At 69.3% G+C, this 14548-nt stretch carries 16 protein-coding genes; 9 read left to right on the top strand and 7 right to left on the bottom strand.

Going from position 1 to position 14548, the window contains the following annotated elements; genetic code table 11:
- Window positions 1-1578 (bottom strand): GMC oxidoreductase (locus VFF46_RS17360; RefSeq protein ID WP_325038172.1); only part of this gene is annotated, 1578 nt, incomplete at its 3' end.
- Between the two features lie 148 nt (window positions 1579-1726).
- Here VFF46_RS17360 and VFF46_RS17355 point away from each other — a divergent pair.
- From VFF46_RS17355 to VFF46_RS17345, 3 genes are read left to right on the top strand one after another with little or no spacing between them, the layout of a single operon-like run.
- Window positions 1727-2347 (top strand): TetR family transcriptional regulator, encoded by a 621-nt coding sequence (locus tag VFF46_RS17355; protein ID WP_325038171.1) that lies wholly within the window; start codon window positions 1727-1729, stop codon window positions 2345-2347.
- Between the two features lie 29 nt (window positions 2348-2376).
- The gene (locus VFF46_RS17350) at window positions 2377-3915 is read left to right on the top strand and encodes an MDR family MFS transporter (protein ID WP_325038170.1); all 1539 of its coding nucleotides are present in this window, start codon (window positions 2377-2379) and stop codon (window positions 3913-3915) included.
- Between the two features lie 24 nt (window positions 3916-3939).
- Window positions 3940-4239, top strand: a complete 300-nt coding sequence (locus VFF46_RS17345; protein WP_325038169.1) for a thiamine-binding protein — start codon at window positions 3940-3942, stop codon at window positions 4237-4239.
- Here the strand turns inward: VFF46_RS17345 and VFF46_RS17340 are convergent.
- Window positions 4228-4959: an SDR family oxidoreductase gene (locus VFF46_RS17340; RefSeq protein ID WP_325038168.1), complete on the bottom strand. Its 732-nt coding sequence runs from the start codon at window positions 4957-4959 to the stop codon at window positions 4228-4230. The two genes, VFF46_RS17345 and VFF46_RS17340, sit on opposite strands and share 12 nt — an antisense overlap.
- Before the next feature lie 99 nt (window positions 4960-5058).
- Here VFF46_RS17340 and VFF46_RS17335 point away from each other — a divergent pair, with 99 nt between their 5' ends.
- The 3 genes from VFF46_RS17335 (at window position 5059) to VFF46_RS17325 (ending at window position 8702) form a co-directional block, all read left to right on the top strand.
- Window positions 5059-5898: a helix-turn-helix transcriptional regulator gene (locus VFF46_RS17335; RefSeq protein ID WP_325038167.1), complete on the top strand. Its 840-nt coding sequence runs from the start codon at window positions 5059-5061 to the stop codon at window positions 5896-5898.
- Between the two features lie 10 nt (window positions 5899-5908).
- On the top strand, window positions 5909-6997 hold the full coding sequence (locus tag VFF46_RS17330) for an oxidoreductase (protein WP_325038166.1): 1089 nt from the start codon (window positions 5909-5911) through the stop codon (window positions 6995-6997).
- A 280-nt stretch (window positions 6998-7277) separates the two neighbouring features.
- Window positions 7278-8702: a C40 family peptidase gene (locus tag VFF46_RS17325; RefSeq protein ID WP_325038165.1), complete on the top strand. Its 1425-nt coding sequence runs from the start codon at window positions 7278-7280 to the stop codon at window positions 8700-8702.
- 10 nt (window positions 8703-8712) lie between these two features.
- Here the strand turns inward: VFF46_RS17325 and VFF46_RS17320 are convergent, their stop codons facing one another.
- Window positions 8713-9150, bottom strand: a complete 438-nt coding sequence (locus VFF46_RS17320) for a MerR family transcriptional regulator (protein WP_325038164.1) — start codon at window positions 9148-9150, stop codon at window positions 8713-8715.
- Window positions 9151-9210: 60 nt separating this feature from the next.
- On the opposite strand from VFF46_RS17320, the gene VFF46_RS17315 reads away from it, so the two are divergent.
- Window positions 9211-9936: an SDR family oxidoreductase gene (locus VFF46_RS17315; protein ID WP_325038163.1), complete on the top strand. Its 726-nt coding sequence runs from the start codon at window positions 9211-9213 to the stop codon at window positions 9934-9936.
- 23 nt (window positions 9937-9959) lie between these two features.
- On the opposite strand, the gene VFF46_RS17310 is transcribed toward VFF46_RS17315, so the two are convergent.
- From VFF46_RS17310 to VFF46_RS17300, 3 genes are read right to left on the bottom strand one after another with little or no spacing between them, the layout of a single operon-like run.
- On the bottom strand, window positions 9960-10667 hold the full coding sequence (locus VFF46_RS17310; protein WP_325038162.1) for an SDR family oxidoreductase: 708 nt from the start codon (window positions 10665-10667) through the stop codon (window positions 9960-9962).
- A gap of 46 nt (window positions 10668-10713) precedes the next feature.
- The gene (locus VFF46_RS17305) at window positions 10714-11604 is read right to left on the bottom strand and encodes a LysR family transcriptional regulator (protein ID WP_325038161.1); all 891 of its coding nucleotides are present in this window, start codon (window positions 11602-11604) and stop codon (window positions 10714-10716) included.
- A gap of 12 nt (window positions 11605-11616) precedes the next feature.
- Window positions 11617-12582: a quinone oxidoreductase family protein gene (locus VFF46_RS17300; RefSeq protein WP_325038160.1), complete on the bottom strand. Its 966-nt coding sequence runs from the start codon at window positions 12580-12582 to the stop codon at window positions 11617-11619.
- An 88-nt stretch (window positions 12583-12670) separates the two neighbouring features.
- On the opposite strand from VFF46_RS17300, the gene VFF46_RS17295 reads away from it, so the two are divergent.
- On the top strand, window positions 12671-13105 hold the full coding sequence (locus tag VFF46_RS17295; protein WP_325038159.1) for a MarR family winged helix-turn-helix transcriptional regulator: 435 nt from the start codon (window positions 12671-12673) through the stop codon (window positions 13103-13105).
- 23 nt (window positions 13106-13128) lie between these two features.
- Here VFF46_RS17295 and VFF46_RS17290 read toward each other — a convergent pair whose 3' ends face one another.
- On the bottom strand, window positions 13129-13617 hold the full coding sequence (locus tag VFF46_RS17290; protein ID WP_325038158.1) for an inorganic diphosphatase: 489 nt from the start codon (window positions 13615-13617) through the stop codon (window positions 13129-13131).
- Between the two features lie 50 nt (window positions 13618-13667).
- Between VFF46_RS17290 and VFF46_RS17285 the strand changes: the two genes are divergently transcribed.
- On the top strand, window positions 13668-14548 hold an 881-nt coding region (locus VFF46_RS17285), incomplete at its 3' end, for a D-alanyl-D-alanine carboxypeptidase (protein ID WP_325038157.1).

Here is a 14548-nt window from a genome sequence, read left to right as displayed (position 1 = left end):
CAGCTCCGTCGCGAGTAGGCGGGTGATGTTGCGTTCGGCCAGGGCGGTGATGGTGACGAAGGGGTTGACGCCCAGCGAGCCGGGGATCAGCGAGCCGTCGGTGACGTACAGACCGGGGTGGCCGGTGACGCGGCCGTACGCGTCGGTTGCCTTGCCCAACAAACAGCCGCCGAGCGGGTGGTAACAGAAGTCGGCCGCGAACGCGCGGTTTCCGGAGAAGAGGTCATAGCGGTACGTCGTACCGGCCGCGCGGTTGATCCGGTCGAAAAGCGTTTTCGCGGAGTGGATCGACGGTGTGCTCTGCTCCGCGGACCAGTGCAGGTCGGCGCGGTCGGTACCGTGGTTGTAGGTGAAGTGCCCGCGTTCGGGGTTGACCGTGATGGCGAGGTACAGGCTTGCCCAGGTCTCGATGCCGACCGGGAGCGGCGCGATCTCGGCGAACGACGGGTTGACCGGGTCGTCCCAGTTGTCGATCGCCAGCGTCGGGATCGTCGATTGCAACGGGCCGGTCGGATCCCAGAGCTGGTTGGCCCGCGCGGTCATCACGTTGCCGTTGCCGCCCCAGCCGGTACCGATCGCGTCCGGCAAATCAGGAAGCGTTCCGGTTTCCCTTGCCCTTAGCAACAGCTCGGTGGTGCCGACGCTGCCGGCGCCGAGGAACAGGTACCGGCAGGCCAGTTCGCTACGCTTCACAACCTTGCCCAGGGCATCGATCTGCTCGAGCCCGACCAGGTACCCGCTGCCCTGCCGGTGGATCGTGGTCACCCGGGTCAGCGTCCGGATCGTCACGTTCCCGGTCCCGAGCGCGTCGGCGAGGTACGTCTTGTCGAGCGACTGCTTGCCGTGGTTGTTCCCGTAGATCACCTCGCCCGCCAGCGCCGACCGCGGTACGGCGTTCCGCTCCTCCCGCTCGAGGTACCCGAAGTCGTACACGTTCGGTACGACGGCGGTCCGGAAACCGGCCTGGTGCGCGAGTTTCCGCGACACCCGCGCGTACTTGTACACCGGCGTCTTCTCCAGGTACCGCGGGTCGATCGTGTTCACGCCGAGCATCCGCCGGGCGAGCGGGAAGTACCGGTCGTACATCGCGGTCGCGTCGACCTCGGGCAGGACCTTCTCGAAGTACGCGCGCTGCGGCGTCGGGGCCATGCCGCCGTTGACGAGCGATCCGCCGCCGACCCCGCGGCCGACGTACACGTCCATGTTCGGGTAGTCGATCCGGTCCAGCACGCCGGCGTACGGCGTACCGAGGTCGCGGTTCACGACGTCCAGCCAGAGGAACGTGTCCAGCGGGGCCTCGGTACGGCGGTGGAACCACATCGACCGGCGGTCCGGGTTCAGCGTCGAGCAGAACACCTTCCCATCCGGACCGGGGACGTTCCACTGCTGACCCAGCTCCACCATCGTGGTCGGGATCCCGGCCTCGCCGAGCCGGAGCGCGGTGACGGCCGCGCCGTACCCGGTCCCGACGACCAGGGCGGTGGTGTACGGCGTGGCGGACGCCGGGCCGATCCGGGTCAGGCCGGTGGCGGCCGCGGCGGAGAGGGCGGTCAGGCCGGCGAACCGGCGGCGAGTCATTGCGGACGGAAAAGTCTCGGATATCACCTGACGGACGGTAGCCGACCGCTCACAGAGACGGCGGCGTTCGCGTGTCGCACTGCACTGGATGCAAAGTTGCGCGATTAATTGTTTGCAGTGACTGCAAGTTTCTGCCTAGCCTGGTCGGGTGGGGGAAGCGGGTGGGTTGCGGGAACGCAAGAAGCTGCAGACGCGGGCGGCGCTGGCCGATGCCGCGTTGCGGCTGGCGCTGGAGAAGGGGCCGGACCACGTCACGGTCGAGGAGATCGCCGAGGCCGCCGACGTGTCGGTGCGGACGTTCTTCAACTACTTCGCGCACAAGGAAGACGCGATCCTCGGCCGGAACCCGGAGCATCTTGTCCGCGCGCTGGAACGGATGCGGACCGCGCCGCCGGACGAGTCGCCGCTGACCACCATGTGGTACGTCGTGCACGACGTACTGCGGGACCTCGAGCGTGACGGCGAACTGACCCGGCGCGGCGAACTGATCATGAGCTCCCCGAGCCTGCTGTACCTGCTGATGCTGTCGAGCATCGACGACGAGCGGCAGCTGATCGCCGCCCTCGGTGAACGGATGGGCGAACCGGCCGGCGCGCTCCGGCCGGCGCTGATCGTCAGTACCGCGGGCGCCGCCTGCCGGGTGGTGATGGAGCTGCACAAGACCGCCCCGGACCGCCCGGTCGCCGAACTGCTCGACGAAGCGTTCCAACTACTTGCCCAGGGCATCGATGACGCCTACGGGCCGGACTACCAGAAAGGCATCTCATGACGACGACCTCGTCACCCACTCCGGAACCCGTGGGTGAGGTCACCACCACCGCCGCGCTGACGCCGCGGCAGACCATCCAGGCCATGTCCGGCCTGATGATGGGCCTGTTCGTGGCGATCCTGGCCGGCACCGTGGTGTCGACCGCGCTGCCGCGGATCATCCACGACCTGGGGGCGAGCCAGTCGTCGTACACCTGGGTCGTCACGCTCGAGCTGCTCACCATGACGGCCACCGTGCCGCTGTGGGGCAAGCTCGCCGACCTCTACAACAACAAGCTGCTGATCCAGCTCTCGCTGAGCTTCTTCGTGGTCGGCTCGCTGGTCGCCGGCTTCGCGCCGAACATCGAGGTACTGCTCGGCAGCCGGGTGCTCCAGGGCCTCGGCGGTGGCGGTCTGACCGCGCTGGTGCAGATCGTGATGGCCGCGATCATCCCGCCGCGCGAGCTCGGCCGGTACTCCGGGGTCTTCGGCGCGATCTTCGCGTCCGCGACCGTCGGCGGCCCGCTGCTCGGCGGTTTCCTGGTCGACTCGCCGCTCGGCTGGCGGGCCTGCTTCCTGATCGGCGTACCGTTCGTGATCGCCGCGATGATCCTGCTGCAGCGCACGCTGAAGCTGCCGACGGTCCGGCGGGACGTGAAGATCGACTGGTGGGGCGCGGTACTGATCATGGGCGGCGTCAGCACGCTGCTGGTCTGGTCGTCGTTCGCGGGCAACAAGTTCGACTGGGTGTCGGGCTGGAGCTTCGCGCTGGTCGGGATCGCGCTGGTCGTGCTGCTGGCCGCGGTACTGGTCGAGCGCCGGCACCCCGAGCCGATCATCCCGATGGACCTGTTCCGCAACCGGACGGTGACGCTGGCCATCGTCGCCAGCGCGCTGGTCGGCGTCGCGATGTTCGCCGGTTCGGTGTTCCTCGCGCAGTACTTCCAGATCGCGCAGGGGTACTCGCCGACCAAGGCCGGCCTGATGAGCCTGCCGATGATCCTCGGCATGATGACCGCGTCCACGATCGCCGGCGCGCTGATCACGAAGTACGGCCGCTGGAAGATCTACCTGGTCGTCGGCAGCGTGCTGCTGCCGATCGGGCTCGCACTGTTCGGCACGATCGACGCGCACACGTCGAAGTACATGCTGTGGGCGTTCATGCTGGTGCTCGGCGTCGGCATCGGCCTGGTGATGCAGAACCTGGTGCTCGCGGCGCAGAACGACGTACCGGCCCGGGAGCTGGGCGCTGCGACGTCGGCGGTCAGCTTCTTCCGGAGCATGGGCGGCACGATCGGCGTCAGCGTGCTCGGCGCGATCCTGGCGAACAAGGTCACCCAGACCCTGAACCCCGGCGGTACGTCGTCCGGCGGCGGCAGCGCCGTACCGAACATCAAGGACCTCCCGGAACAGGTCCGCACCGTCGTCGAGAACGCGTACGGCGACGCGACCGCGCAGCTGTTCATGATGTCGGTCCCGTTCGCGATCCTGGCCCTGATCGCGGTCGTCTTCATCAAGGAGAAGGCCCTCCTCACCACCTCCGGCGCCGAGCGCCGCGCCACCGAGGAGGCAGTGCAGGACGAGGTCTGACGGCGGGGCTGGCAAGCTGGGTGCATGATCGTCGCATTCAGCATCAGTCCGGCGTCCGGTGACGAGACCGGGGGCGTGAGCGAGGCGGTGGCCGAGGCCATCCGGGTCGTTCGCGCCTCCGGTCTTCCCAACGAGACCAACGCGATGTTCACGAACATCGAGGGCGAGTGGGCCGAGGTGATGGCGGTGGTGAAGCAGGCCGTGGACGCGGTCGCCGCCGTGTCGCCTCGGGTGAGTTTGGTGTTGAAGGCGGACATCCGGCCCGGGTACACGGGACAGCTGGCCGCGAAGGTGGAGCGGATCGAGCAGGCGTTAGGCGACTGAGTTCAGGACGCCGATCACCTGCTGGTAGCGGTTCTCCTTCTCCGCGTTGCGGAGGAAGTGGACCCGGTTGACGAGGATCTCCTCGGCGTCGGGGTGGTCCCGGAGCAGCTGCACGGTTTCGTCGGCGTACTCGGCCAGCGGCATGGCGTGCGGGTCGTTCTCCTGGTTGAGCATCGTGGTCTGCACCGCCGGCGGGATCAGCTCGACCACCTGGAGGTCGAGCTGGTGGCGCAGGCTCTGGGTGTAGCTGTGGACGGCCGCCTTGGTGGCGGAGTACGTCGGGGTCATCACCAGCGGGACGAAGGCCAGGCCCGAGGAGACCGTCATGATCACGCCGTCCGCCTGCTTCAGCAGGTGCGGCGTGAAGGCCGTGACGGTGCGGATCGTGCCGAGCAGGTTGATCGTGACGATCTGCTCGGACAGCGCCAGGTCGTGGTTCCGCAGGTCCTCCGGCTGCATGATGCCGGCCATTGTGATCAGCACGTTCAGGTCCGGGTACTTCGTGGTGACGGTCTCGTAGGCCGCGGTGATCGAGGCCGGGTCGGCGACGTCGAGTTCGATGCCGTCGATGTGGTCCTCGGCGGCGATCTTGTCGAGCAGGTCCTTGCGGCGGCCGCTGATGATCACGGTGTTGCCGAGGTCGCGGAAACGGCGGGCGAGCTCGAGGCCGATACCCGACGTACCGCCGGTCAGGAAAATCGTGTTTCCGGTCGTTTTCATGGCTCCAGCCTGTGACTGGATGCCGTCGGCAACCAGGCTGAGTTCAGCCTCTGCTCGGCAAGCAGTGGATAACGGGCGACAGCCGTGGAGACTGGAGCCATGGAGTACTCCGACCTGTCCGACTTCCTGCGCAAGCGCCGCGAAGCCCTGCAGCCCGAGGACGTCGGCCTGCCGCGCGGGCGCCGTCGCCGTACGCCGGGCCTGCGGCGTGAGGAGGTTGCCGCGCTCGCGGCGATGTCGGCGGACTACTACAGCCGGCTCGAGGGCGGGCGCGGGCCGCAGCCGTCGGTCGAGATGCTCGGCGCGATCGCACGGGCCCTGCGCCTGACGCTCGAGGAACGCGACCACCTCTTCCTGCTGGCCGGCCACGGTACGCCGCCGCGCAGCACCAACTCCGACCACGTCGACCCCGGGATGCTGCGGATCCTCGACCGGCTGCGGGACACACCGGCGATGCTGCTGAACCGGCACGGCGAGACCATCGCGCAGACCCCGGCGCACGTCGCGTTCGCGGGCGAGCAGACCAACTACGACGGGTTCGAGCGCAGCGAGGTGTACCGCTGGTTCGCCCATCCGGAGGAGCGGGCGCTGTACGCCGAGCCCGAGGTCGGCACCCACAGCCGGCTGCTGGTGTCGAAGCTCCGGACCGTCGCCACCATCGACGGCCCGAAGTCGTACGCCGCGTCGCTGGTCGCCGAGCTGCGGAAGCGGAGCCCGGAGTTCGCCGAGATCTGGCAGGCGCACGAGGTGGTGGTCAGCCACAGCCGGACCAAGCGTTTTCGGCACCCGTCGGTCGGTGAGCTGGAGTTGTACTGCGAGCTGATCGACAACCGCGACCAGCAGCAGACCCTGATCGTCTTCACCGCCGAACCGGGCAGCGAAAGCGCCGAGAAACTGCGTTTGCTCAGCGTCCTGGGCAGCCAGGTGATGACGGGCTAGATTTCCGCGCATGAGAATCCTGCGTGTGGCCGCTCTCGCGGCAGGAGGTCTGTTGTTGATGGCGAATGTGGTACCGGCTCAGGCGCACGGCGGGCCGTCGTACCGCTGGGAGTTGACGCCGACCGGTACGACGGCGCAGTTCCGCGGGCTGGCGGCGGTCAGTAAGGACGTCGCCTGGGTGGGCGGCACGGCGGGGACCGTACTGCGGACGGTCGACGGCGGGCAGCACTGGCAGAACGTCAGCCCGGCCGGCGCCGAGGCGCTGCAGTTCCGCGACGTCGAGGCGTTCGACGCGCAGCGCGCGGTGGCGCTGACGATCGGCGAGGGTGAGGACTCCCGGATCTACCGCACCGCCGACGGCGGGAAAACGTGGTCGGAAACGTTCCGGAACACCGATCCGAAGGCGTTCTACGACTGCATCGCCTTCAATACAGATGGGCACGGTAATGATGTGAAGCACGGTCTGGCGATGAGCGACCCGGTGGACGGGAAGTTCCGGATCGCGGCGACCTCGGACGGCGGCCGGTCGTGGCAGGTGCAGCCGACCGCCGGGATGCCGGCCGCGCTGCCGGGCGAGGCCGGGTTCGCCGCGAGCGGTACCTGTCTGGTCGCGGGTGCCGGGCGTACCGCGTGGTTCGCGACCGGTGGCGGCGATCGGCCGCGCGTGTTCCGGACCGTCGACGGCGGCCGGCGGTGGACGGTGGCGGACTCGCCGATGGCCAGCGGGGCAGCGGCCGGAATCTTCAGCCTGGCGTTCCGGAACACATTGTTCGGCGTTGCCGTCGGCGGTGACTTCACCAAGCCGACCGAGGCGGTGAACGCGGCCTCGGTGACGTACGACGGTGGCCGCACCTGGAAGCTGGTGCCGGCGGACCGGGCGCCGAAGGGGTACCGGAGCGGCTCGCACTTCGTGCCGTGGTCGCCGTTCACCGTGATCGCGGTCGGCCCGTCCGGCAGCGACGTGAGCCTGGACGGCGGCCGCAGCTGGAAGCAGTTCTACGACGGCAGCTTCGACAGCGTCGAGTGCGCCGGTCACGGCGTGAACGCCGGCTGCTGGGCCTCCGGCGCGAAGGGCGCCGTCGGCCGTCTGGTGCACTGACGTCCCGTCCGACGACACTCGTTCGTTCTCAGCTGAATCCAACGTCGCGAAACGCCTCTCCGGAAGGGTTCGGAGGGGCGTTTTCGTGCGCCCACCTGCACCTTCGCGGAATTACAAGCTTGTAGTTTGTCAAGTCGACACACGGGTGAAACAAAGTTACTTGTGTGAAAGCTGTTCCCAATGGGGCTGTAGGCAACTAGTGTCACGTATGTGGTCCAGGAGGACCAAAAGTTCACGAACCCTGGGGAAGGGGTTCGTGACCGGCGGAAGGAACGACCCGATGCGGACGCCCCCAAGGGCCACGTCCGGCGAACGGGTCGCGAGTGCTGGGAAGACCGGTCGGGCAGGCAAGCTGCTGCTCTCCGGGGTGCTCGCGATCTGCTTGGCCGGCTCCATGGCCGTGCCCACGCTCCCGGCCGAGGCTGCCAAGCCGAAACCGCCGGTGATCCCGTCCAAGGCCGCGGTCGCGCGGGCCAAGCAGGCCGCCGCCTCGAAGGCCGGCCAGGTCGCCAAGATCGAGCGCGAGCTCGCCGCCGCGAACGCGCGGCTCGAGCAGCTCGGTATCCAGTCCGGGATCGCGGACGAGGCGTACAACGGGGCTGTCTACCGGCTCCAGCAGGCCAAGGCCGCGGCGGCCGCCGCGGCGGCCCGGGCCGCCGAGGCGGAGAAGACGCTGCTCGCCCAGCGGCAGCAGATCGGCCGGTTCGCCGCCGCGTCGTACCAAGGTGGCGGTGACGTCGCGAAGCTCGCGCCGCTGTTCACCGCGGACGGCCCGCAGCAGCTGCTCGACTCCGCCGGTGCGGCGCACTCGGTGTCGGCCGCGATGCAGGGCTCGTACCTGCGGTTCTCGGCCACTCAGGTGATGACCAACCTGTTCAAGGTGCAGGCCGACCAGGCCGTCGTGAAGGTGAAGAAGGCCACCGACGAGGCGGCTGCGGCGAAGAAGGCGGCCGAGGACGCGCAGGCGGCGCAGGCCGCCGCGGTGACCGCGATCGGTGTCCAGCGGAAGAACTCGATCTCCCAGCTCGCCGTACTGCAGAACATCTCGGTCAAGGTCGCCGCCCAGCGGCAGCACGGGCTCGAGGAGCTCGCCCGGATCAAGGCTGCCGAGGAGGCGGCCCGCAAAGCAGCCGAACTTAAGCGCCGGATCGCGGCCCAGGAGGCAGCGGAGCGCCGTGCGGCGGCGGCCGAGCAGGCCCGCGAGGAGCAGCAAGCCCGCGACGAGGCCCGGCAGAACCACGGCAAGAAGCCGAAGCACCACAAGCCGTCGTCCGACGGCGGCGACAACGGCGGTGGCGGTGGCGGTGGCTACGGCGGTGGCGGTGGCAGCTCGTCGGGCCACGGGGCGTCGGCGGCGATCAGGTTCGCGATGCGGCAGCTCGGCGACATGTACCTGTGGGGTGGGGCCGGCCCGAACCGTTGGGACTGCTCCGGCCTCACGATGGGTGCCTGGGCGCAGGCCGGTGTGCAGCTGCCGCACTACGCCGCCGCGCAGTACGAGCAGATCCAGCACATCCACGAGAACGACCTGCGGCCCGGTGACCTGATCTTCTGGGCACTCGACCCGAACGACCCGTCGACCATCCACCACGTCGCGATGTACATCGGCAACGGGATGATGATCCAGGCACCGCGCACCGGCAAGCCGGTCCAGATCAACAGCGTCTACTACTGGATCCCACCGAACTTCTTCGGCCGCCCGTAGGCGTCCCCGGTCAGACGGCGACGGGCGCCGACGGACCGGCCGCGGTTCGGTCGGTCGGGTCGTACGGCGCCCACGCCGGCTCGCGCAGCGCCGGGCAGTGCTCGGGCGTGGGGTGATTCGCGATCTCGATCATGCGGTCGAGAGCATCGCGCGCGGCGGCCAGCGCGGCCATGGCGGCAGTGATGCGGTCGCGCTCGGCCGCCATCAGTTCGAAGACCTCAGGGGAGCCGTGGCCGGCGTCGATACAGGGCATCAGCTGCCGGATGGTTCGGCTCGGCAGTCCGGCCGTGAACAGCTGCTGGATCAGCTTGACGCGTTCGACGGCCGCCTCCGGGTACGTGCGCTGGCCGCTGGGAGTCCGCTCCGGGGCGAGCAGACCTTGCTCCTCGTAGTACCGAAGTGCTCTGCTGCTGACCCCTGCCTGGTGTGCGACCTCGCCGATCCGCATCCGTGCCCTCCTCCGGTTCGACTTGACCTTGACGTCAACGTGAGGTTTTAGCGTAGCCGCATGAACCTCACCGATCAGATCGCACTCGTCACCGGAGCCAACCGTGGCATCGGCCGTCAGTTCGTGCTCGAGCTGCTCGAGCGCGGGGCGCGCAAGGTCTACGCGACGGCCCGCCGTCCCGAGCGCCTCGACTTCGACGACGCCCGGGTGGTGCCGCTGCGGCTCGACCTGCTCGACCACGAGTCCGTCGTCGCGGCCGCGGCCGGCGCGCGGGATGTGACCGTACTCGTCAACAACGCCGGCATCTCGACCGGTGCCACCCTGGTCACGGGAGACCTTGCCGAGATCCGCCGCGAGCTGGACACGCATTTCTGGGGCACGCTCGACGTGATCCGCGCGTTCAGTCCCGTCCTCGGCGCCAACGGCGGCGGCGCGATCGTGAACATCCTGTCGGCGTTGTCGTGGTTCGCCGCTCCGGGCGCCGGCGCGTACGCCGCCGCCAAGGCCGCCGAGTGGAACCTCACGAACGGCGTACGTCTCGAACTCGCGGCGCAGGGCACGCTCGTCCAAGGCGTCCTGCTCGGCGCCGCCGACACCGACATCATGGCCGGGTACGACGGGCCGATGATCGATCCTCGCGAGGTGCCGCGCCGCTCGCTCGACGCGCTGGCCGCCGGCTCGATCGAAGTGGTCGTCGACGACTGGACCGCGATGGTGAAGGCATCGCTCGCCGGCGACCCCGCCGCGTTCTACACACGGATCACCGAACTCCTCGGCGTGAGCTGAGCATCGACAACGCGGACTCAGGGTCAGACGAGGCGGTGGCCGCCGTCGGCGTGGAGGACGGTGCCGGTGACGAAGCCGTTGCGGAGCAGGGCGATGATCGCGGCGGCGATGTCTTCGGGGCGGCCGATGCGACCGGCGGGGAGGCGGGCTGCCATCGCGGCAAGGGTTTGTGGGGCCTCGTCTCCGGCGACGTCCTGCCAGATCGGCGTGTCGACCCAGCCGGGTGAGATCACGTTCACTCGGAGCGGGGCGAGTTCGACGGCCAGGGCCGCCGCGAGCGAGGCGAGGGCGCCGTTGAGGGCCGCGAGCAACGAGGCTCGCGGTCCTGGACGGTACGCCGCGATGCCGGACGTGAAAACGATTGATCCGCCGGGTTCGAGCAGCGGGGCGCCGTGTTTGGCGAGCAGCAGCGGGCCGAGGAGCTTGGACTCGATCGCGCCGCGGGCCGCGGTCACGTCGTACGAGAGGATCGGCTGGTAGGCGCCCGCGACGTCGGCCGCGGTACTGACGATGTGGTTGATCGGTCCGGTGGTGGCGAACAGCCGCTCGATGTCCGGCTCGCTCCCGAGGTCCACTTCGACGGTGTGTACGCCGAGCTCCCGGCGTACCGCGGCGAGCTTGGCCGCGGACCGTCCGGCGACGGTGACTTCGCTGCCCTGGGCAACTAGTTCGGCGGCGAGGGCGCGTCCCATCCCCGAGCTCCCGCCGATGACGACAACGTTTTCCGGCACTGATTCTCCTTCGGTGGTTGACGTTTCGAGCCAACCACCGAAAGCATCAGTCCACCACGATTTCCTGGCTAACGACCGTTAGGCCAGGGCTAACGATCATTGCCTGCAGCACCGGGTTGTTCGAGTCGGTGCGCCAGACGGCGGCGTACCGGGCGACCAGCGGGCGGCCCTCGAGCGGTCGCCAGACGACCTCCGCGGTCGCGGCGCGGCGGGATCCGAGGCTGATCGCGTCCCGCCGGACGAGCAGCGCGGAACGGAGCTGGGAGTGACTCATGCTGATGTCGCTGAGCCGTACGCCGGGACCGATCCGGCGCAGCGTGTCGTCATGGAACTCCGGCGCGGCCGCGCGTGGGATCCAGATCAGTTCGAGGCCGGTGAGGTCCTCCAGCCCGAGCTCGGGGCGGGTGGCGAGCGGGTGTGTCGCGGTGAGCAGGACACCGAGTTCCTCGGTGACCAGGTGTTCGGAGGTGATTGCCGTGGGCAACGTGAGCGGCGTACGGACCAGGCCGAGGTCGATCTCGCCGTTCCCCAGCATCCGGAGCTGGTCGGTGGTGGTGCCTGCCTCCAGGGTGACGGTGCTGTTCGGGAACCGTTCGGTGGCGAGCTGTTCGAGGGCGGCCGGGAGCCAGCCGGGGATCCCGTTCAGCAGTCCGAGGCGCAGTACCGGCTCGTCCAGGCCGGCGGCCCGGCGGGTGTCCTTCAGCGCCAGGCCGGCCGCCTGCAACGTTTCCCGGGCGCGGGCGAGGAAGACCTGCCCGGCCGGGGTGAGCTCGACACCACGACTGTGCCGGATCAGCAGCGTGGCGCCGACCTCGCGTTCGAGCTGTTTGATCTGCTGGCTGAGCGTCGGGGTGGAGATGTACAGCCGCTCCGCCGCCTTCCCGAAATGCAGTTCCTCGGCGACCCCCACGAAGTACCGCATCTGCCGAAGCTCCACCCGTTGAGTATTTCAGGGAATCGCCACCAGGCGGCCCAGGGCGGTGCGGGCGTCGAGAGCCTCGTGGATCTTGGCGACGTCGGCGAGGGGGTGAGTGGTGGCCACGGCGGGGCGGAGTTCGCCGGACTGCCAGCGGCGGGTGACCTCGGTGAGGTCGGCGCGGGCGGCTTCCGGGCGGGCGCCGCGCCAGCCCATGATCGACACGCCGCTGACCGACTTGAACCCGAACAGGGCCCCGGCCGGCACCGACGGCAGTTCGGTGGTGATGGCGCCGTACGACACCATCGTGCCGACCGGCCGGACCAGCTCCAGGCCTTGTTCGAAGACCTTTCCGCCGACCGCGTCGAGGACCGCGTCCACGCCGTCGGGTGCGAACTCGCGGACCCTGGCCGGCCAGTCCGGATCGGTCAGGTCGACGGCCTCCGCGCCGAGCGAGCGGATGAAGTCCAGGCGGTGCGGGGAGGACGCCGTACCGATGATCGTCTTCGGGTCGTACGAGTGGGCGAGCTGGACGGCGAGGTGGCCGATGGTGCCGGCCGCGGAGTGGATCAGCACCGTGCCGCCGGCCGGCAGGTGTGCGGTCTCGAGCAGCCGGTAGGCGAGCGGTCCGGTCATCGGCATCATCGTCGCCTCGGCGGCGTCGGCGCCGTCCGGGATCGCGGCCAGGAACGCGGCGTCCGCGAGCACCTGGTCCGCGAACGCGTCCTCGGCCAGCGCGCCGACCCGTTGGCCGACCGCGACGCCGGGCGGCGCGTCCGGGCCGACGGCGGTGATCCGGCCGATCACCTCGCCGGTCAGGGTGCCCGGGAGCGGCCGGTCCCACGGCGTGCCGCCGCGGCGGAGGACGGTGTCGATCGCGTTGGCGCCGATCGCCTCCGCCGCGATCAGGACCTGGCCGGGGCCGGGCTCGGGAACGGCGACCTCGTCGAGCCGGAGGACGTCGGGACCGCCGTGGCGGTGGTAACGCACTGCACGCATCGTGGGTTCTCCATATAGTGGGCTGTAGAAATAATGGGAGATTCCCACGATAACCTCAGGAAGAGGCGTTGCCAATAGAGTTGGTGAAGTGAAGAAGTCGCCGAACCATCGGCTGTCCGACCAGGTGCTGTTCGCGCTCGGGCGGGCGAGCCAGCATGCCCAGCGGCTGGTCCGGCAGCACATGACCGAAGGCGGCGTCCGGACGCTGCACTACCACGTGCTGGCCAGCCTGGCCGACGACGGCGAGGCGGTGCAGGCGACGCTCGCCGACCGGATCGGGATGGATCGCAGCGATCTGGTCACGCTGCTCGACGAGCTGGAAGAGCTCAAGATGCTGGCGCGGCGGGTCGACGCGGCGGACCGGCGGCGGAAGATCGTCGCGATCACGCCCGCCGGGAAGCAGCACCTGATGGACATGGACCAGCTGATCTACGCCGCGGAGGCGGACCTGCTGGCGCCGCTGACCGCGGCGGAGCGCAAGACCCTGCTGGCCCTGCTCCGCCGCGTCTCAGGCGATCAGTGACTGCCTGGTGATCCAGGCAGGACTCAGTGGCCTTCGGTCTTCAGGCGGTTGAAGGAGGCGGTGATCTCCTCCTCGGCAGCCGCGCGGCCGACCCAGGTGGCGCCCTCGACGGACTTGCCGGGCTCGAGGTCCTTGTAGACCTCGAAGAAGTGCTGGATCTCCAGCCGGTCGAACTCCGGCACGTGGTGGATGTCGCGCAGGTGCTCCTGGCGCGGGTCGCCGGCCGGGACGCAGAGGACCTTGTCGTCCGGCCCCTTCTCGTCGGTCATCCGGAACATGCCGATCGCCCGGGAGCGGATCAGGCAGCCCGGGAACGTCGGCTCCGGCAGCAGCACGAGCGCGTCCAGCGGGTCGCCGTCCTGACCGAGGGTGTCCTCGATGAACCCGTAGTCGGACGGGTACTGCGTCGCCGTGAACAGCGTGCGGTCGAGGCGCAGCCGGTTCGTCTTGTGGTCCAGCTCGTACTTGTTGCGGGTGCCCTTGGGGATCTCGATGAAGACGTCGAACTCCATACGGCAGATACTGTCACGGTTCCGACCGACCGAATGACAGGAGCAGCCCGGTGGCCCGACCTGCCCGTGCGGCATTCGTCACGCTTCTCAGTACGGTGCTGTGCACCGGCCTGGTGAGCAGTGCCCGCGCAGTACCCCAACAGGTCCAGCAGCAGGCGCCCGCTGTCCTGGTGCCGGCCACCACAAAGGGTGCGGCTCCGACCGCAGCGGGTGTCGGGGCGGCGCTGGCCCCGATTCTCAAGGACCCGTCGCTCGGCCCGCACCACGGCATCTACGTGTACGACGCCTCCCGCGGGAAGCCGGTGTTCTCGGTCGGCGCCAGTACGCCGTACACGCCGGCCTCCACGCTCAAGCTGCTGACCACGGTGTCGGCGCTGGAGACGCTCGGCCCGGACCACACGTTCGCCACGAAGGTGGTGAGCCTGGGCAAGGGGTCGATCGCTCTGGTTGGCGGGGGCGACCCGCTGCTGACCGTGACGCCTGCCGCCGACTACCCGGCCCGTGCGACCCTCCAGGCACTAGCGGCGAGTACGGCGAAGGCGCTCAAGGCGCAGGGGGTCTCGTCGGTCAGCCTCGGGTACGACGCCAAGCTGTTCAGCGGGCCTGCCGTGAACACGCACTGGGAGGCCAACTACGTACCTGAGGGCATTGCGGCGCCCACCTCAGCACTGTGGGTCAACGAGGGCCGTATCGCTCCGCACATGGCCAAACGCGCGGCCTCCCCGTCGCTGGCCGCGGCCGCGTCGTTCCAGAAGCTGCTGCAGCAGGACGGCATCAAGGTGGTACCCGCGGTCAAGCCGGTCGTCGCGCCGTCCAGCGCGGCACTGCTGGCTCAGGTGAACTCGCCGACGCTCGGACAGATCGTGGAGTACATCAACCTGCACAGCGACAACGACGGCGCCGAGACGCTGCTGCGACACGTGGGGATCGC

The sequence above is a fragment of the Kribbella sp. genome (assembly GCF_035655035.1).
Lineage (GTDB): Bacteria > Actinomycetota > Actinomycetes > Propionibacteriales > Kribbellaceae > Kribbella.
Note: the sequence above shows the minus strand (reverse complement) of the source record. Positions and strands in the feature narration are given on the sequence as shown.

Bases quoted from the DNA above. Each gene is read 5' to 3' on its own strand.
- VFF46_RS17345 (WP_325038169.1), top strand. From the start codon at position 3,940: ATGATCGTCGCATTCAGCATCAGTCCGGCGTCCGGTGACGAGACCGGG.
- VFF46_RS17340 (WP_325038168.1), bottom strand. From the start codon at position 4,959: ATGAAAACGACCGGAAACACGATTTTCCTGACCGGCGGTACGTCGGGT.
- VFF46_RS17335 (WP_325038167.1), top strand. From the start codon at position 5,059: ATGGAGTACTCCGACCTGTCCGACTTCCTGCGCAAGCGCCGCGAAGCC.
- VFF46_RS17330 (WP_325038166.1), top strand. From the start codon at position 5,909: ATGAGAATCCTGCGTGTGGCCGCTCTCGCGGCAGGAGGTCTGTTGTTG.
- VFF46_RS17325 (WP_325038165.1), top strand. From the start codon at position 7,278: ATGCGGACGCCCCCAAGGGCCACGTCCGGCGAACGGGTCGCGAGTGCT.
- VFF46_RS17320 (WP_325038164.1), bottom strand. From the start codon at position 9,150: ATGCGGATCGGCGAGGTCGCACACCAGGCAGGGGTCAGCAGCAGAGCA.
- VFF46_RS17315 (WP_325038163.1), top strand. From the start codon at position 9,211: ATGAACCTCACCGATCAGATCGCACTCGTCACCGGAGCCAACCGTGGC.
- VFF46_RS17300 (WP_325038160.1), bottom strand. From the start codon at position 12,582: ATGCGTGCAGTGCGTTACCACCGCCACGGCGGTCCCGACGTCCTCCGG.
- VFF46_RS17290 (WP_325038158.1), bottom strand. From the start codon at position 13,617: ATGGAGTTCGACGTCTTCATCGAGATCCCCAAGGGCACCCGCAACAAG.